At 43.0% G+C, this 18,906-nt stretch carries 15 protein-coding genes and 2 pseudogenes; all 17 read left to right on the forward strand.

All coding sequences use genetic code 11. From position 1 onward, the window contains the following. The first annotated feature begins 110 nt into the window (after positions 1 to 110). Positions 111 to 1,847: an ABC transporter ATP-binding protein gene (locus O3605_RS00175; RefSeq protein ID WP_371585024.1), complete on the forward strand. Its 1,737-nt coding sequence runs from the start codon at positions 111 to 113 to the stop codon at positions 1,845 to 1,847. 13 nt (positions 1,848 to 1,860) lie between these two features. Beyond that, a complete protein-coding gene (locus O3605_RS00180) occupies positions 1,861 to 3,639 on the forward strand; it encodes an ABC transporter ATP-binding protein (protein ID WP_129824911.1) in 1,779 nt (592 codons plus the stop codon). Between the two features lie 190 nt (positions 3,640 to 3,829). Then, positions 3,830 to 3,910, forward strand: a pseudogene (locus tag O3605_RS09955) (YSIRK-type signal peptide-containing protein); the annotation flags it as partial. 117 nt (positions 3,911 to 4,027) lie between these two features. Further along, positions 4,028 to 5,857: pseudogene (locus O3605_RS00185) on the forward strand (glycosyl hydrolase family 28-related protein); the annotation flags it as partial. 112 nt (positions 5,858 to 5,969) lie between these two features. Next, the gene (locus O3605_RS00190) at positions 5,970 to 6,500 is read left to right on the forward strand and encodes a GNAT family N-acetyltransferase (protein ID WP_049497879.1); all 531 of its coding nucleotides are present in this window, start codon (positions 5,970 to 5,972) and stop codon (positions 6,498 to 6,500) included. Further along, a complete protein-coding gene (locus tag O3605_RS00195) occupies positions 6,490 to 7,149 on the forward strand; it encodes a DNA alkylation repair protein (protein WP_049497878.1) in 660 nt (219 codons plus the stop codon). The genes O3605_RS00190 and O3605_RS00195 overlap by 11 nt, the downstream gene beginning before the upstream one ends. A 269-nt stretch (positions 7,150 to 7,418) precedes the next feature. After that, positions 7,419 to 8,495 (forward strand): aspartate-semialdehyde dehydrogenase, encoded by a 1,077-nt coding sequence (locus O3605_RS00200; RefSeq protein WP_049473189.1) that lies wholly within the window; start codon positions 7,419 to 7,421, stop codon positions 8,493 to 8,495. 252 nt (positions 8,496 to 8,747) lie between these two features. Then, the gene (gene dapA / locus O3605_RS00205) at positions 8,748 to 9,683 is read left to right on the forward strand and encodes a 4-hydroxy-tetrahydrodipicolinate synthase (protein WP_049497877.1); all 936 of its coding nucleotides are present in this window, start codon (positions 8,748 to 8,750) and stop codon (positions 9,681 to 9,683) included. Between the two features lie 176 nt (positions 9,684 to 9,859). After that, positions 9,860 to 10,198 (forward strand): ATP cone domain-containing protein, encoded by a 339-nt coding sequence (locus O3605_RS00210; RefSeq protein ID WP_003001449.1) that lies wholly within the window; start codon positions 9,860 to 9,862, stop codon positions 10,196 to 10,198. Between the two features lie 113 nt (positions 10,199 to 10,311). After that, on the forward strand, positions 10,312 to 11,163 hold the full coding sequence (ylqF, locus tag O3605_RS00215; protein WP_049473186.1) for a ribosome biogenesis GTPase YlqF: 852 nt from the start codon (positions 10,312 to 10,314) through the stop codon (positions 11,161 to 11,163). After that, positions 11,150 to 11,917: a ribonuclease HII gene (gene rnhB, locus O3605_RS00220; RefSeq protein WP_070505529.1), complete on the forward strand. Its 768-nt coding sequence runs from the start codon at positions 11,150 to 11,152 to the stop codon at positions 11,915 to 11,917. Before ylqF ends, rnhB begins: the two co-directional genes overlap by 14 nt. A gap of 3 nt (positions 11,918 to 11,920) precedes the next feature. After that, positions 11,921 to 12,850, forward strand: a complete 930-nt coding sequence (locus tag O3605_RS00225) for an ROK family protein (RefSeq protein ID WP_371585026.1) — start codon at positions 11,921 to 11,923, stop codon at positions 12,848 to 12,850. Between the two features lie 60 nt (positions 12,851 to 12,910). Then, positions 12,911 to 13,759: a DNA-processing protein DprA gene (gene dprA, locus O3605_RS00230; RefSeq protein ID WP_070505531.1), complete on the forward strand. Its 849-nt coding sequence runs from the start codon at positions 12,911 to 12,913 to the stop codon at positions 13,757 to 13,759. An 86-nt stretch (positions 13,760 to 13,845) separates the two neighbouring features. After that, on the forward strand, positions 13,846 to 15,927 hold the full coding sequence (gene topA / locus O3605_RS00235; protein ID WP_371585027.1) for a type I DNA topoisomerase: 2,082 nt from the start codon (positions 13,846 to 13,848) through the stop codon (positions 15,925 to 15,927). A gap of 106 nt (positions 15,928 to 16,033) precedes the next feature. Continuing rightward, a complete protein-coding gene (locus tag O3605_RS00240; protein ID WP_070505533.1) occupies positions 16,034 to 16,711 on the forward strand; it encodes a SatD family protein in 678 nt (225 codons plus the stop codon). Next, the gene (locus O3605_RS00245) at positions 16,695 to 17,399 is read left to right on the forward strand and encodes a DUF3307 domain-containing protein (RefSeq protein ID WP_070505534.1); all 705 of its coding nucleotides are present in this window, start codon (positions 16,695 to 16,697) and stop codon (positions 17,397 to 17,399) included. Before O3605_RS00240 ends, O3605_RS00245 begins: the two co-directional genes overlap by 17 nt. Before the next feature lie 154 nt (positions 17,400 to 17,553). Continuing rightward, the gene (gene trmFO, locus O3605_RS00250; protein ID WP_070505535.1) at positions 17,554 to 18,888 is read left to right on the forward strand and encodes a methylenetetrahydrofolate--tRNA-(uracil(54)-C(5))-methyltransferase (FADH(2)-oxidizing) TrmFO; all 1,335 of its coding nucleotides are present in this window, start codon (positions 17,554 to 17,556) and stop codon (positions 18,886 to 18,888) included. The last annotated feature ends 18 nt before the right edge of the window (positions 18,889 to 18,906 follow it).

Consider the following 18,906-nt stretch of genomic DNA (forward strand, 5'->3'; position numbering starts at 1 on the left):
AGACTACAGATGGGACTGGGGCAGGAATGATTTTCTTTGAAAATGATTTCGTCTCGCTCCCTCTTTTCTGTGTGATCTAGGAAATTATTTATGGAAAAGGAGAATCATCTATGCAATATATTTGGTCTTACTTGAAAAAGTATCCCAAGTGGCTAGCCCTGAATTTATTTTCGGCCGTCCTTTTTGTCATTGTCAATTTAGGTTTGCCAACGATTCTGGCTCGCATGATTGATGAGGGGATTAACCCACGTGATGTGGATCGACTTTATTTCTGGGGCTGGGTCATGTTTGCGATTATTTTGCTAGGGATTGTGGGTCGAATTATCTTATCTTACGCGGTTGGCCAGCTAACGACGACCATGGTGCGTGATATGCGCAATGACCTCTATGCCAAGTTACAGGAGTACTCGCATCGTGAGTATGAGCAAATTGGGGTATCGTCATTGGTCACTCGCTTGACTTCGGATGCCTTTGTTTTGATGCAGTTTGCGGATTCTATGTTGAAGATGGGCGTCATCACTCCCTTGATGATGGTTTCCAGCGTTCTCTTGATTCTGACAACCAGTCCTTCTCTAGCATGGATTGTAGCAGTATCTGTACCATTTCTTGCTGTCGTTGTCTGGTATGTAGCAGTCAAGACTCGTCCACTTTCTGAGAAGCAACAAAAGACTCTGGACCATCTCAATCAGTTTGCGCGTGAAAATTTGACAGGTCTCCGAGTGATTCGTGCCTTTGCCCGCGAAGAATTCCAAGAAGAAAAATTTGCAGCTGAAAATGAAGTCTATGCGGAAAACTCGAATAAATTGTTCAAACTAACTGGTTTGACTGAACCCCTGTTTGTGCAGATCATCATTGCGATGATTGTAGCGATTGTCTGGTTTGCCTTGGATCCTCTTCATGACGGTAGTTTGAAAATTGGGGATTTGGTTGCCTTTATTGAGTATAGCTTCCACGCGCTCTTATCTTTCCTCTTTTTAGCCAATCTCTTTACCATGTATCCTCGTACTGCAGTTTCTAGCCGTCGTCTCAAGGAAATCATGGACATGCCCATTTCGATTGATCCAAATGAGAATGGTGTAACAGAAACAGCATCTCGTGGCTATTTGGAATTTGATAATGTCACCTTTGCTTATCCAGGTGAGACGGAGAGTCCAGTTCTTCACAACATTTCTTTTCAGGCCAAACCTGGTGAAACAATTGCCTTTATCGGCTCGACGGGTTCTGGGAAATCTTCGCTGGTTCAGTTAATTCCTCGATTCTATGATGTCACCCTAGGTAAAATTTTGGTCGATGGTGTGGATGTTCGCGACTACAATTTGAAAACCCTTCGCCAAAAGATTGGTTTTATTCCACAAAAGGCCTTGCTCTTTACAGGAACCATTGCTGAAAACCTTCGTTATGGGAAAGAAGATGCCTCTGTAGAAGAGCTAGAACAAGCGGCTGAAATTTCCCAAGCCAAGGAATTTATTGATAGCCGTGATGAACGCTTTGATACGCATTTGGCAGAAGGTGGTAGCAACCTTTCAGGTGGTCAAAAACAACGCTTGTCCATCGCTCGTGCTGTAGTCAAAGATCCAGATGTCTTTATTTTTGATGATTCCTTCTCTGCCTTAGACTACAAGACGGATGCTACTTTGCGGAAGCGCCTCAAAGAAGTTACAGGAGATGCGACCGTCTTGATCGTAGCGCAACGCGTGGGAACCATTATGGATGCGGATCAAATTATTGTCTTGGACCAAGGGGAAATCGTCGGTCGAGGAACCCACGATGAATTGATGGAAAGCAATGAGATCTATCGTGAGATCGCTAATTCCCAGCTCGATAGTCCATCATTGACAGAAGAATAGAAAGGAGAAGCAGATGAAACAAGAACAAAACAGTTTTAGTAGACTATGGACTTATTTGAGAGCCTATCGCTTGGAAGTTTGCTTGTCCATTTTCTTAAAAATCCTAAGTGTCATCATGAGTGTTGTCGAACCCTTTGTTTTGGGACTTGCCATTACGGAGTTAACAAAAAATCTCATGGATATGGCAAAAGGCCTTGCGGGAGCTGGTCTTAATACCTCCTATATTGCGATCATTATGACGCTCTATCTATTCCGTGGGGTCCTCTATGAGTTGGGATCTTATTATTCCAACTATTTCATGACCAATGCTGTTCAAAAAACCGTTCAGGACATGCGAAATGATTTGTCTCATAAAATCAATCACATTCCGGTTTCTTATTTTGACCGGCATCAGTTCGGAGATTTACTGGGACGTTTTACTAGCGATGTCGAAACCGTCTCGAATGCCTTGCAACAGTCCTTCTTACAAATCGTTAATGCTATCTTTACCTTGCTTTTTGTCATCAGCATGGTATTATACTTAAACATCCAACTGGGGCTAGTGGTCATTTTGTCCATTCCGATCACTTATTTCAGTGCTCGATTTATCATGAAAAAATCTCAGCCTTACTTTAAAGAGCAGGCAGATGTTTTGGGGGCAATGAACGGCTTTGTGCAAGAAAATTTAACAGGCTTTAACGTCCTTAAGCTCTACGTTCGGGAAAAATCTTCTCAGGAAGAATTTCATGATATTACCCATCACCTTCAAAAAGTAGGGTTCAAGGCTAATTTCATTTCTGGCTTAATGATGCCGATTTTAAATGGGATTTCAGATTTGACTTATCTCATTATCGCTTTGTTTGGTGGCTTGCAAGTGATAGCAGGTCGTTTGACTGTCGGGAATATGCAGGCCTTCGTTCAATATGTTTGGCAGATCAACCAACCGATTCAAAACTTGACCCAATTGGCAGGTCAGCTACAAAGTGCTAAGTCGTCTCTAGACCGGATTTTCCAAGTCATGGATGAGCCAGATGAAGTAGCAGATGTGACAGAAACCCTCTCTGGAGATTTGACAGGGCAAGTAAGCTTTAAAAACGTTGATTTCCAATACGTAGCGGACAAACCCTTGATTCGCGATTTCAATCTAGAAGTCAAACCAGGTGAAATGGTGGCTATTGTCGGACCGACCGGAGCAGGGAAAACAACTCTGATTAATTTGCTCATGCGTTTTTACGATGTGACTGCGGGATCGATTACGGTGGATGGCCACGATATTCGCCATCTGTCACGCCAAGATTACCGCAAGCAATTTGGGATGGTACTTCAGGATGCCTGGTTGTACGAGGGAACCATCAAAGAAAACCTTCGCTTTGGTAACCTAGAAGCAACGGATGAAGAAATTGTGGAAGCCGCAAAAGCAGCCAATGTCGATCACTTTATCCGGACGCTTCCTGGTGGTTACAATATGGAAATGAACCAGGAGTCTAGCAATATTTCTCTAGGACAAAAGCAACTCCTAACCATTGCGCGTGCGCTCCTGGCCGATCCTAAAATCTTGATTTTGGATGAAGCGACGTCTTCTGTCGATACGCGTTTAGAGCTCTTGATTCAAAAAGCGATGAAGAATTTGATGAAAGGCCGGACTAGCTTTGTCATTGCTCACCGCCTGTCTACCATTCAAGAAGCAGATAAAATCCTTGTCCTCAAAGATGGCCAAATCATCGAGCAAGGAAATCACCAATCCTTGTTAGCAGATAAAGGATTCTACTATGAGCTCTACAATAGCCAATTTTCAAATAAAAAAGCGGAATAAGCTTGTGTCATCGAAAGAGGTTTGAGAAAGCATTCTCAGCCTCTTTTTTCTTACTCACTTTTATTACTACATAAAAAGGTTAACATTTCTGCAACAAATTGATACAGAATATTCACACAATTCACCTTGTTTGTCATGATAATTTTTATTAGGATAGAATCGTTGTAAAAAATAAAAGGAGAAATGTGTGATGAATCATTTAAACAAAGATATCATTTTTGGCATTCGCAAGTCTAAGCTTGGAGTCTTTTCTGTCGTGATTGCGATCATGGGGGCTTGTTTTTTGACTGGACAATCTGTGGCAGCTGATCAAGCTGGAGAGCAGGCACAAGTCCAAACACAAGGGCAAGAAGCGACAACCTCTGATCCCGCAGGCTCTCAAGTAGATACCAGCCAATATGGCGCATCTATGCCTTACACCCGTTATGAAGCAGACAAAGGGAACCTCCTTGGAAAGGCAGAGGTAGAGCAGTCTCAAGACAGTCACTCAACAGCTATTGAAGCTTCTGATCAGACTTATGTCGCTTTAAAAGAAAAAGGAGATGGTGTTTCCTTTAAGGTCAATGAGCCAGCCAATGCCTTAACTGTACGCTACACAGTGCCAGATGGAGCCAGTGGACAACTCGAGGTACAGGTGAATGGTCACAGTGTTCAACAATTGGATCTTTCGTCCTCATCTAACTGGCAGTACTTGAATGACAAAGGTGTACACGATAGTGCCCAGGCGGATACACGCGCTCGGTTCCAATTTGATGAAGTGCATAGCCTCCTTCCAGGACTTCAGCTTCAAAAAGGAGATGTGGTTTCACTGGTGAAAAACAGGTCAGACGACGTTCATTACGGCCTTGACTTTGTGGAATTTGAGCAAGCTCCAGACCCAATTGCTCAAGGGGATAATGCTATCAATATTGTTTCTAAAGGAGCTACGCCAAACGACGATACTGATGACAGCCAGGCCCTCTATGATGCGATTTATGAGGCCAAACAAACCGGAAAGAATGTCTATATCCCAGCTGGGCGATTTAATCTCAATCGAAAAGTCGGTATCGATGCTTCTGATATGAAGATTTCAGGGGCTGGTATCTGGCATACCCAACTGCATTTTACTAGTGACCAAGCTGGTGGCGGTGGATTTGACTTCCTTCACCAAGACAACCATGTTGAATTTAGCGATGTCTATCTGTCCTCCAACCTTCGTTCACGCTATGGTGAAAAAGCTCAGTACAAGGCCATTTCTGGAACGCCAGGGAAGAACTCTCACATTCACGATATTTGGGCCGAGCATTTTGAAGTTGGCATGTGGATTGGCGATTATGCTGGCAAAAACGATATGAAGTACACAGATGGTCTAGTAGTAGAAAATGTTCGTTTGCGAAACAACCTGGCTGACGGAGTCAACTTTGCCCAAGGGACTAAGAATTCGATTGTCCGCAATTCTAGTATTCGTGGAAATGGAGATGATGGACTAGCCAGCTGGTCAAGTATTGCGGATGGGACAGAATCGGCAGTAGCAGAAAATAATAAATTCTTGTACAATACAATTGAACTCGGTTGGCGCGCTGGGGGTGTTGGAATCTTTGGTGGAAAAGGTCATGAAATTGCCTACAATCGGATTAAAGACAATATCGGGGATTCCGGAATTCGCTTGACAACTGTCTTTAAGGGCCATAACTTTGATTTGAATGAAGAAGGAATTCGGGTTCACCACAATCTCTTGGAGCGTACAGGAACGAAGAGTGATATCTACAACAAGCATCGTGGATCAATTGATGTTGAAACGCGCTATGGAGATATTAAAAATGTCACCATTGAGGACAATGTATTTATAGCGCCATTTGATACAGGTGTGACCGATCACCTCAATCCAAATGGAGGTATCCTAAACCGTGTAGAAGTTAGAAACAATCAGACAATAGCGCAACTCACTCAAGCGACTGAAGGAGGAGTGTCTGCCTCCGCTTCAAAACCAGTTGGACAAGTCTTGAAAGTGAAAGAAAAACCACTTCAAGTAGGTGCAGTGAAAGCTTCCCTTCAACCTTCGAAAGTTCAACTGTCTAAAAAACAAACCGGTCTGAATCTTAAACAAGCAAAGACAGTCACCAAAACAGTCAAACCTAACTATGTCTTGAAAGCAACAAATTCCAAGCAAAAGAGCTTTTTGAAAGCTCCGAGTGCTTTATTCCTTTACCGGATGACGGGGTTACGTCAAACGGTTTAAGAAGGATGGAAATCCTGGATATAATTCCAGGATTTTTTGCTTGCTGCTAGTCCTTCATTGACAGTGAGAAGGCATATCGGTATACTAGGTATAATCTAATTAGGAGGCCACCATGATGATTCGATCCGTTCAGCTTAGCGATGCAGCAGCTATCCGAGCGATTTACCAACCTTATGTGACAGAGACAGCCATTACCTTTGAGGTCGATGTTCCGACTGTCCAGGAATTTGAAAGACGCATCACAAAAACGCTGACTCAATTTCCTTATTTGGTCGCAGAAGTTGATGGGAAAGTGGTGGGGTATGCCTATGCCTCGACCTATTATGCACGCGCTGCCTATGATTGGACCACTGAATTGTCTATTTATGTAGCAAAAGAAGCTCGTGGACAAGGGATTGGATCGGCTCTTTATACTGCCCTAGAAGAGGAGTTGCAAGCACGAGGCTACTTACGCTTTCTGGCCTGTATCGCAGTTCCGAACGAGGCCAGCATTTCCATGCATGAAAAGCGGGGCTATGTTCAAGTCGCTCATTTCCCAAAGATTGGCTATAAGTTTAACAAATGGCATGATATCGTCTGGATGCAAAAGACGATCGAAGGGCCAGTAACACTCTTGAAATGTGAGGAAGAAGATGAAGATTGAAGACTTGATTCCCATTTTAGAAGCAGCAACAGTTCCTGAAAAGGTCCCTGATATGGAAGCTTATATGAAGGGGCATTTCAAATTTCTTGGTATTCAAAAGCCTACCTTACGTAGGATTGAGAAAGGATTTTTTAAAGGCCACATAGGAAAAACAGTCGATTGGCACTTTGTTGAAGCCTGTTGGACACAACCCTATCGGGAGTTTCAGTATGTAGCCATGGATTATTTAGATCGAGTGAAAAAGAACTTGAAGCCCGAAGATTTTCCAAAGCTAAAGAAATTGGCTCAAACCAAATCATGGTGGGATAGTATTGATCAGTTGGACCGCATTATCGGAGAGATTACTTTCACCTATCCAGAAACCAAGCAGATTATGCTGGATTGGAGTAAGGATCGGGACTTTTGGTTGAGGCGGATTGCCATTGATCACCAGCTTATGAGGAAAGAAAAAACAGATACGGATTTGTTAGAAAAAGTGATCCTCAATAATCTAGGTCAAAGCGAGTTCTTTATAAATAAGGCAATCGGCTGGAGTTTACGCAATTATTCCAAGGTTAATCCAGATTGGGTAGAGGCCTTTATCGACCGCTATCGAGAACAGTTATCTCCTTTAAGCATTCGAGAAGGAAGCAAGTACCTACCTTCTTGACAGTTTGTGGATGTTCATGGTAAACTAGATTTATGCGATGAGTCGATTGGCTCTTAGGAGCCTTTTGCGCTGAGGAGGTCTACATTCAATTGTAACGCAGGAGCGGACCTTGAACAGTTGTGTGAACCGGCTGTTCTCACCGAAAGGTGCCTCGAATCCTGATCTTCGGATCAGGATTTTTTGTGCCTTCAGGACTTTTCATTTATGTCAAAAAATTGTATAATAGTACAAATACTCAATTTTTAGAAAATTTTGAAAGAGGATTTACTATGGGATACACAGTTGCTGTTGTCGGTGCTACAGGTGCCGTTGGTGCTCAAATGATCAAAATGTTGGAAGAATCTACTCTTCCAATCGATAAAATTCGCTACCTTGCGTCAGCACGTTCTGCAGGAAAAGTCTTGCAATTTAAAGGGCAAGACGTGACCATTGAGGAAACGACTGAAGATGCTTTCGAAGGGGTTGATATTGCTCTCTTCTCAGCTGGTGGTTCAACATCTGCCAAATATGCACCTTATGCGGTGAAAGCAGGCGCAGTAGTGGTTGATAACACTTCTTATTTCCGTCAAAATCCGGATGTCCCATTGGTTGTTCCTGAAGTGAATGCACATGCGCTTGATGCTCACAACGGAATCATCTCTTGTCCAAACTGTTCAACCATTCAAATGATGGTAGCGCTTGAGCCCGTTCGTCAAAAATGGGGCTTGGACCGTATCATCGTGTCTACTTACCAAGCTGTTTCAGGTGCTGGTATGGGAGCTATTCTTGAAACCCAACGTGAGTTGAAAGAAGTCTTGAATGACGGCGTTAACCCACGCGATGTCAAAGCTGAAATCTTGCCATGTGGTGGTGATAAGAAACACTACCCAATTGCCTTTAACGCTCTTCCACAAATCGATGTCTTCACAGAAAACGACTATACTTACGAAGAAATGAAGATGACAAACGAAACCAAGAAAATCATGGAAGATGATAGCATTGCCGTTTCAGCAACATGTGTGCGGATTCCAGTCTTGTCAGCTCACTCAGAGTCAGTCTACATTGAAACAAAAGAAGTGGCACCAATTGACGAAGTGAAAGCTGCTATTGCAGAATTCCCAGGTGCAGTCCTTGAAGACGATGTTGCTCACCAAATCTACCCACAAGCCGTTAATGCGGTCGGTTCACGCGATACTTTCGTTGGACGGATTCGTAAAGACTTGGATGCTGAAAAAGGAATCCACATGTGGGTGGTTTCAGATAACCTCCTTAAAGGAGCTGCTTGGAACTCAGTCCAAATCGCAGAAACTCTTCACGAACGTGGACTCGTACGTCCAACAGCTGAATTGAAATTTGAGTTGAAATAGGGAGAAAAACAGAAATCAGTAACTCGAAGAGTTTGATTTCGTAGTTTTTCCCCCGCACAGTTGATTAGGAAGTACGAATGTTGCAAACATGAGTAGTTCCAATCAACCACTGCGTCACGAAACAGAAATCAGTAACTCGAAGAGTTTGATTTCTTCCTCAGCTTTCTAACGAATCAACTTGTTTTATGAACAGATCATGAGGCAAAGGCAAGCAAGCCCCAGCCTCTTTCTTATATAGAGAAAGGTTTTTCTATGTCTTATCAAGATTTAAAAGATTGTAAAATCATCACTGCATTTATTACCCCCTTCCATGAAGATGGAACCATTAATTTTGATGCTCTTCCTGCCTTGATCGAGCACCTCTTGGCACATCATACAGATGGGATTCTCTTAGCTGGAACGACTGCAGAAAGTCCAACTCTGACCCACGATGAGGAATTGCAACTCTTTGCGGCCGTTCAAAAGATTGTCAATGGTCGAGTTCCTTTGATCGCTGGTGTCGGAACCAATGAAACACGCGACTCGATTGAGTTCGTTAAAGAAGTGGATGCTTTTGGTGGCTTTGCAGCAGGATTGGCTATCGTCCCTTACTACAACAAACCATCCCAAGAAGGAATGTATCAACACTTTAAAGCGATTGCGGATGCATCTAATCTTCCGATTATTATCTACAATATTCCTGGACGCGTGGTAGTAGAAATGACACCTGAAACCATGCTTCGTTTGGCAGAACACCCAAATATCATTGGGGTCAAAGAGTGTACAACTCTTGCTAATATGGCCTATTTGATTGAACACAAGCCAGAAGAATTTCTCGTCTATACAGGGGAAGATGGAGATGCTTTCCATGCGATGAATCTTGGTGCAGATGGAGTGATCTCAGTGGCTTCTCATACAAATGGAGATGAAATGCATGAGATGTTCCAAGCTATTGAACACAACGATATTAAAAAGGCTGCGGCTATCCAACGTCAATTTATCCCTAAAGTCAATGCTCTCTTCTCTTATCCGAGTCCAGCTCCTGTCAAAGCTGTCTTAAACTATATGGGCTTTGAAGCAGGACCAACTCGTTTGCCATTGGTGCCAGCACCTGCAGAAGAAGCGAAGCGCATTATCAAGGTTGTAGTGGATGGGGATTACCACGCGACCAAAGAAATCATTACGGGAGTTTTAAGACCAGATTACTAATATTTTATTGTAGAAAATGTGTTTGAATAAAAATAACTTAACTTCCCAATCAATGAATCTATTTTTTGAAAGACCTTTGATTCTTTGTAAAAAAATTATATAATAAAGTAGTAGGTCTTCATTTCTTTATAAAGGAAATGGAGTATTCATGAAAATTTAAAATAAAGGAGACTCCGATGGAAGTCATTAAACGTAGTGGAGAAGTGGTTGAATTCAACCCAGATAAAATTTACCAAGCTATTTTGAAAGCTGCGCAAGTTGTCTATGTTTTGACAGATGATTTGCGACAAAACCTAGCTCAAGTAACGAAGAAAGTTGCCATGGATTTGGATGAAGCCCAAGTAGAACGTGCAACCATCAGTATGATCCAATCATTAGTGGAACAACGCTTGCTGGGAGCAGGTTATATTACCATTGCAGAACACTACATTTCTTATCGCTTGCAACGTGATTTAGAGCGTAGTGGCTACGGAGACCACATCGCCGTCCATTTGCATTTTGAACAAATTCGCTAGAATATAAAATAGAAGTTACTTCGGTGGCTTCTTTTTAGTATTTTTATTAATCACTGAGAATTCAAGAAAACATGGTATAATAGAAGAGATTGAACTGGAAAGGAAGTGAGATTATGGCAACTATTCAATGGTTTCCTGGACACATGTCCAAAGCTAGAAGACAAGTACAAGAAAATTTAAAATTTGTGGATTTTGTGACGGTTTTGGTAGATGCTCGTTTGCCACTATCAAGCCAAAATCCTATGTTAACAAAAATTGTTGGTGATAAGCCTAAATTAATGATTTTAAACAAGGTAGACTTGGCCGATCCTGTGGCGACAAAAGAATGGCAGGACTATTTCGAATCACAAGGGATCAAAACCCTAGCCATTAACTCCAAAGAGCAATCTACGGTTAAGAAGGTCACAGATGCTGCTAAGAGTTTGATGGCCGATAAAATTGCCCGTCAAAAGGAACGAGGGATTCAGATTGAAACCCTTCGGACCATGATCATCGGGATTCCTAATGCTGGGAAATCAACTCTGATGAACCGCTTAGCGGGGAAAAAGATTGCTGTTGTTGGGAATAAACCAGGCGTGACTAAGGGGCAACAATGGTTGAAAACGAATAAGGATCTTGAAATCTTGGATACTCCAGGGATTCTCTGGCCCAAGTTTGAAGATGAAGAAGTGGCCTTAAAACTCGCCTTAACAGGCGCCATCAAGGACCAGTTGCTTCCAATGGATGAAGTGACCATCTTTGGCCTTAACTATTTTAAAGAGCACTACCCAGCAGTTTTGCAGGAACGTTTTAAACAAATGGATCTGGAACAAGAAGCTCCTGAAATCATTATGGAGATGACCCAGAAATTAGGATTTCGTGAAGATTACGACCGTTTTTACCAACTCTTTGTCAAAGATGTTCGCGATGGAAAATTGGGACGGTATACGCTGGATCGAGTAGGGGAAATTGATGGCAACCATTAAGGGAATTAAAGAACGATTAGCAAGCATTCAGCGGTTAGACGATCCTTTATTGACTGAATTGGAACAGGATAGCCGATCTGGTGTGATCCAAGCGATCGCAAAGCGAAAAAAAGAAATCCAAAAACGTTTAGATGAAGATGAGCGCTTAGAAGGAATGCTGGCCTATGAAAAAGAATGCTATGCGCGTGAGATTGAGCTCATTGCAGGAGTAGACGAAGTGGGACGTGGCCCATTAGCGGGACCAGTTGTTGCAGCTGCCGTGATCTTGCCGAAAGGTTGCAAGATTTCTGGCCTCAACGATAGTAAAAAGATTCCGAAATCCAAACATAAGGAAATCTATGAGGCTGTTCTCCAAAACGCCATTGCGATCGGAATCGGCGTCAAGGACAATCACGTGATTGACCAGGTTAATATCTATGAAGCTACGAAGCTAGCCATGATGGAGGCCATTGGTCAGCTAGAGCCTCAACCCCAGCATCTTTTGATTGATGCCATGAAGTTGGATCTTCCTATTTCCCAAACTAGTATCATCAAAGGGGATGCTAACTCCTTATCCATTGCTGCTGCCTCTATTGTAGCCAAGGTGACTCGGGATCAGATGATGGAAGAGTTTGATAAAGAATATCCGGGTTATGATTTTGCGAAGAACGCTGGCTATGGGACGGCTAATCATCTGGCTGGCCTCGACCAGCTGGGAGTAACCCCTATTCATCGGCGTTCCTTTGAACCCGTCAAATCAATGTGTGAGGATTAGGTTATGCTATTCACTATCGACATCGGTGGTACCTTTATAAAGTACGGTCTGATGGACACGGACTATCAATTGATCCATACAGACAAGATCCCAACACCACCTACGATTGAGGAGTTTTGGCAAGGATTAGAAGAAATCATTGCTCCTGTACGGGAAGAAATCGAGGGGATCGCCATTTCGTGCCCTGGTGAGATCCAAAAGAGCCTTGGCTTTGTCTTTCGAGGTGGTCTCATTCCATATTTGCGAGGCATTCCTCTAGCAAGTAGACTAGAACAAACATTTCAAGTCCCAGTCACTGTTCTCAATGATGGAGAAGCCGCTGGTCTAGCGGAAGCTAGGCTTGGTAACCTAAAAGCTTGTCCATGTGGTGCAACCTTGGTACTAGGGACAGGAGTTGGCCTTGCTCTTCTTTCTAATGGTGACCTATTGAGAGGTTGGCAACTGACAGAATACATTCGATCTATTGATAAGGCAGGAAGAACACCAGAAAATCGCCGCTTTCATCGCGAACTCTTTTTGCAAGGCATTTCCAATCTTTTGGAAAACACTGGTTCTGCTGTTCAATTTGTTGAGAATGCTAGTCACATCTTAAACTTAGAAAAGGCAGATGGTATTGCTGTTTTTAAGGTTCTTAATCAAGGTGATAATGAAGAACTGAAAACCTTGTTTCAGGCCTATTGCCACGATATTGCTATTCTGATTTTTAATCTTCAATCTTTGCTCTTGCTTGAAAAGGTGACGATTGGAGGGGGCATTAGTAGTCAACCACTACTGATCGATGTGATCAATCACCAATACCATGACCTGCTCTCTCAAAAAGGGCATAAACAATTTGAGGCCTTGCCCATCCAAGCGGCTCGCTTCCACAATGAAAGCAACTTGATTGGTGCTGCATCTTACTTTTATTCTTCTACACATCAAAAAAAGTTCTAGAAATAGAGCTTTTTTTCCTTTTTTTTCGAATAAATAAGTGAGAGGAAGTAGAAGGTAACCATGGAGAAATTTGAAATCTTTAAATTAAAAGAAGCCGGTTTATCAAATGAGCAAGTCTTGAGAGTCTTGGACTACTGTAGGAAAGACCAAGCCTTACCAAGCTTAGAAGAGATAGCAAGGATCGCTCGCTGTCGCAGTATTATTCATTTTGTAGACAAATACCGGCAACTGGATGAAGACCATTTACACAAGGAGTTTGAACGGTTCCCATCTCTATCCATTTTTGATCCTGAATACCCTGAGGAATTGCTACAGATTTACAATCCTCCTGTAATCCTTTTTTACCAAGGGAATTTGCAACTGCTAACCAGACCGAAGATTGCAGTTGTTGGAGCTCGCGAGACCACGCGAGAAGGGGTTCGTTCTGTAGAGAAGATTATTAAGGAACTTGGGAATGAGTTGGTTATCGTTAGTGGACTTGCTAAGGGAATTGATGCGACAGCTCATTATGCCAGTATACGAAATGGTGGTAAGACCATCGGAGTGATTGGAACAGGGCTAGATGTCTTTTATCCAAAGAGCAATCAAAGGCTGCAAGCGCATATGGGAGAACACCATCTGATCTTGAGCGAGTATGGTCCAGGGCAGGCACCACTGAAGTTTCATTTTCCTGAGAGAAATCGCATCATTGCAGGCCTCTGTCAGGCTGTGATTGTGGCAGAGGCTCGACTCCGTTCAGGTAGTTTGATTACTTGTGAGCGTGCTATGGAAGAAGGCCGAGACGTTTTTGCTATTCCAGGAAATATTTTAGATGGAAAATCTGCAGGCTGCCATCACCTGATTCAAGAAGGCGCAAAGCTTGTCACCTCAGGCCAGGACATTCTTGATGAAATGAAATACGATTTGTGATTTTCCTATAGGAGAAGTTCCTAGTTGACATCTTTCTTAAAATGTATTAAACTCAATGAGATTTATACAATACAGAGGGATAAAACGTGGTAACAAAAAAGAAAAGCAGTACAACCAAGAAAAATTTGGTGATTGTGGAGTCTCCTGCTAAGGCCAAAACAATCGAGAAATACCTTGGTCGTAACTACAAAGTCATGGCTAGTGTTGGCCATATTCGGGACCTGAAAAAATCAACCATGTCGATCGATTTCGACAATAACTATGAACCGGAGTATATCAATATTCGCGGAAAAGGTCCCTTGATCAATGATTTGAAAAAAGAAGCTAAAAAAGCCAAACAAGTCTTTCTCGCAAGTGACCCGGACCGCGAGGGAGAAGCTATTTCTTGGCATTTAGCGCATATTTTGAACTTGGATGCCAAAGAAAAGAACCGTGTGGTCTTTAACGAAATCACCAAGGATGCCGTTAAAAATGCCTTTAAAGAACCGCGCCAAATCGATATGGACTTGGTCGATGCCCAACAAGCACGTCGGGTCTTGGACCGGATTGTAGGGTATTCCATTTCGCCTATTCTTTGGAAAAAGGTTAAAAAAGGACTTTCTGCAGGGCGTGTGCAATCTGTTGCCCTCAAATTAATCATTGATCGTGAAAATGAAATCAACGATTTCAAGCCGGAAGAATACTGGACCATTGATGGCGTCTTCAAAAAAGGGACCAAGCAATTCCAAGCTAGCTTCTATGGGATTGATGGCAAGAAGATGAAGCTCAACACCAATGAAGAGGTGAAAGCTGTTCTTGAACGCATAGATGGCAAAGATTTTACCGTTGAAAAAGTTGAAAAGAAAGAACGTCGTCGGAATGCGCCACTTCCATACACCACCTCTTCCATGCAGATGGATGCTGCCAATAAGATCAACTTCCGTACACGCAAGACCATGATGGTCGCCCAGCAGTTGTATGAAGGAATTAATATTGGCTCTGGTGTTCAAGGCTTGATTACCTATATGCGTACCGATTCCACACGGATCAGTCCGGTTGCGCAAAATGAGGCAGCGAACTTTATCGTGGATCGCTTCGGTGAGAAATACTCTAAGCATGGAAGCCGTGTGAAGAATGCTTCCGGTGCCCAAGATGCCCACGAAGCGATTCGTCCATCCAGCGTCTTCAATACTCCTGAGAGCATTGCTAAATACTTAGACAAAGACCAATTAAAACTCTACACCTTAATTTGGAACCGCTTTGTAGCTAGTCAAATGACAGCAGCTGTCTTTGATACCATGAATGTCCGTTTAGGTCAAAATGGGGTTCAGTATACTGCAAACGGAAGCCAAGTGAAGTTTGATGGTTATTTGGCTATTTATAACGACTCAGATAAGAACAAGATGTTGCCGGATATGGTAGAAGGCGATATCGTTAAGCAAGTCAATAGCAAACCGGAGCAACACTTTACCCAACCACCTGCTCGATATTCTGAAGCGACTTTGATTAAGACCTTGGAAGAGAATGGTGTTGGTCGTCCTTCAACCTATGCTCCGACGATTGAGACCATTCAAAAACGCTATTATGTGAAGCTGGTAGCCAAACGCTTTGAACCAACAGAGTTAGGGGAGATCGTCAATAAACTGATCGTTGAATTCTTCCCAGATATTGTCAACGTGACCTTCACAGCAGAGATGGAAGGGAAACTCGATGATGTCGAACTTGGAAAGGAAGAGTGGCAAAAGGTCATTGATGCCTTCTACAAACCATTCTCTAAAGAAGTCGCAAAGGCTGAAGAAGAGATGGAAAAAATCCAAATTAAAGACGAACCAGCTGGTTTTGATTGTGAAGTCTGTGGCATCCCGATGGTGATTAAATTAGGACGTTTTGGAAAGTTCTATGCTTGTAGCAATTTCCCAGATTGTCGTCATACCCAGGCCATTGTCAAAGAAATCGGCGTGGAGTGTCCTGAGTGTCATCAGGGACAAATCATCGAACGCAAAACCAAGCGCAACCGTATCTTCTATGGATGCAATCGCTATCCAGAGTGTGAATTTACCTCTTGGGATAAGCCGATCGGTCGGGATTGTCCAAAATGTGGCCACTACTTAGTTGAGAAAAAAGTTCGTGGTGGCGGCAAACAAGTCGTATGTAGCAATGGCGACTACGAAGAAGAAAAAGTGAAATAAGTTTTTAAACGCTTCAATGTCTATTATAACGGCAATTTTTATAAATGTCTGTTATAATAGACATTTTTTGGTATTTTCGTTATAATAGACATAAGGAGGTGGGCTTATGTATCTTGCTTTGATTGCAGATGTGATTGATTCCAAAATCGTACAAGAACGTTTTGACCTGCAAAAACAGTTAGAAAAAACGCTTCAAAAGATCAATGAGCTTTTTAAAGGCTGCCTAGCATCGGCTTTTACCCTAACTTTGGGCGATGAGTTTCAGGCGCTTTTAAAAGTGGATGCTCCGATTTTTCAAATCATTGATACCCTGCGTTCAGAACTAAAGCCGACTCAACTTCGATTTGGTATCGGGCTTGGAGAAATTGTAACGGATATCGATCCCCTGCAAAGTATCGGTGCAGATGGGCCAGCCTATTGGAATGCTCGTGCAGCTATTAATCTGGTTCATCAGAAAAATGATTATGGCAACACCCAGATCTATTTTTTGAGCGGTAATGACAGCCAGGACTCATTGGTGAATGCGCTCATCGCTTCCGGAGAAGCCATACGTTCGGGCTGGAGAGAGAGTCAGGAAGAGATCCTACTCAATCTGCTAAAGAGATCTGTCTATAGTGAAACCTTTAGCCAACAGGAATTGGCCCAATCGCTAGGGCTTAACCCAAGTGCCCTGTCCAAGCGCTTAAAGAGTAGCAGTATTCGCGTTTATTTACGGGGACGAGCAGCAGCACTAGCTAGCATTCAAAGCTTAGAGAAAGGAGAGGCCCATGAGCGGATTGTCTAGTATCGTAACGAATCCATGCTTGATCCTCTTGTTGATTTGTCATTTATTATCGGATTATTATTTTCAAAGTCAGAAGATGGCGGATCGTAAGTATCAGGATAAGAAGGTTCTCGGGCTTCACATTCTATATGTAGCTCTGCCTCTGATCGTGGTTTCTATCTATCATCTGAACTTGTGGTGGATTTGCTTGGTCATTTTACTGACTCATGCTGGAATAGATTTCTTAAAACCGATCGTGCAGAAGCAACTGAAATTACCAATCTCATGGACCTTTGCCTTGGATCAAGTCTTGCATATCGGCATCATTAGCTGTCTAGTCCTTTTAGGAGCGAAGAATGGCACGACCTATCTGCCTTTGGACAGTTTAAATCTGATCTTTTATGTCCTCCTAGTTGGGAAGCCAAGCAATATTGCCTTTAAAATTCTGTTTGCCAAGTATCAACCCACCAGCAAGAAGAAAATGGATACGATCACTGGGGCTGGTTCCATGATTGGCTTTTTAGAGCGTTTGGTGATCGGTGCCTGTCTCGTCTATGGGCAATTTGCTTCTATCGGCCTAGTATTTACAGCCAAGTCCATCGCCCGCTACAATAAAATTTCCGAGAATCCAGCCTTTGCAGAGTATTACTTGATCGGCTCTTTATTTAGTATCCTATCTGCTCTCCTAGCAGCCTGGCTATGTTCATAAGAAAATAATTAGTTAAAGTATAGACAGGAAGGAAAAGCCTCCCTGTCTTTTTACTTGGCTTTTTGGTATAATGGACCAAGTAGAAAATTAGAAAGATTTGTGGGTGTCTAACAGTCCAGTTGGGTGTTTTGATACCCAAAGAGGTATTAGTGTCATGTCTCAATCTTATATCAATGTTATTGGTGCGGGCCTTGCAGGCTCGGAAGCAGCTTACCAGATTGCCCAACAGGGGATTCCGGTCAAGCTTTATGAAATGCGTGGCGTTAAATCTACTCCGCAACACAAAACAGACAACTTTGCTGAGTTAGTGTGTTCCAACTCTCTTCGCGGGGATTCTCTCACCAATGCTGTCGGGCTCCTCAAAGAAGAAATGCGCCGTCTGGGTTCTGTCATCCTTGAAGCAGCGGAAGCGACCCGGGTACCGGCCGGTGGAGCACTGGCTGTGGACCGAGAAGGTTTTGCTAGTCGAGTGACGGAGAAGGTATCCCAACACCCGCTCATCGAAGTCATTCGTGATGAAATTACGGAATTGCCGACAGATGCCATTACAGTGGTCGCAACGGGGCCTCTAACTAGCGATGCCTTGGCAGAAAAGATCCATGCCCTCAATGGTGGCGACGGTTTCTATTTCTATGATGCAGCAGCTCCAATCATCGATGTCAATACTGTCGAAATGGACAAGGTCTATCTCAAGTCACGCTATGACAAGGGAGAAGCAGCTTATCTCAACTGCCCCATGACCAAACAAGAATTTATGGACTTCCACGAGGCCTTGGTTAATGCAGAAGAAGCCCCACTCAACTCTTTTGAAAAAGAAAAGTATTTCGAAGGTTGTATGCCCATTGAAGTCATGGCCAAACGAGGCATCAAAACCATGCTCTATGGCCCTATGAAACCAGTTGGACTCGAGTATCCAGATGATTACAAAGGGCCACGTGATGGGGAGTTTAAGACACCCTATGCAGTTGTTCAGTTGCGCCAAGACAATGCGGCTGCCAGCCTCTACAATATCGTTGGTTTCCAAACTCACCTTAAATGGGGCGAACAAAAACGGGTCTTCCAAATGATTCCAGGTTTGGAAAATGCGGAGTTTGTGAGATACGGAGTCATGCACCGCAATTCTTACATGGACTCTCCAAATTTACTAGAACAAACCTACCGTTCTAAGAAACAACCGAACCTCTTCTTTGCAGGCCAAATGACAGGTGTAGAAGGCTATGTTGAGTCAGCGGCCTCAGGTTTGGTAGCTGGAATCAATGCAGCTCGCCTTTTCAAAGGAGAAGAAGCAGCGATTTTCCCTGAAACGACAGCTATCGGAAGCCTGGCTCACTATATCACCCATGCTGACAGCAAGCATTTCCAACCCATGAATGTCAACTTCGGGATTATCAAAGAGCTAGAAGGACCACGCATTCGGGATAAAAAGGAACGTTATGAGAAAATTGCCGAACGTTCTTTACAAGATTTGGCTCAGTTTATGGAAAAATAACCCAAGAAAGGAAAAAGT

Origin of the sequence: Streptococcus sp. 27098_8_99 (genome assembly GCF_041431935.1) — a bacterium.
Lineage (GTDB): Bacteria > Bacillota > Bacilli > Lactobacillales > Streptococcaceae > Streptococcus > Streptococcus parasanguinis_D.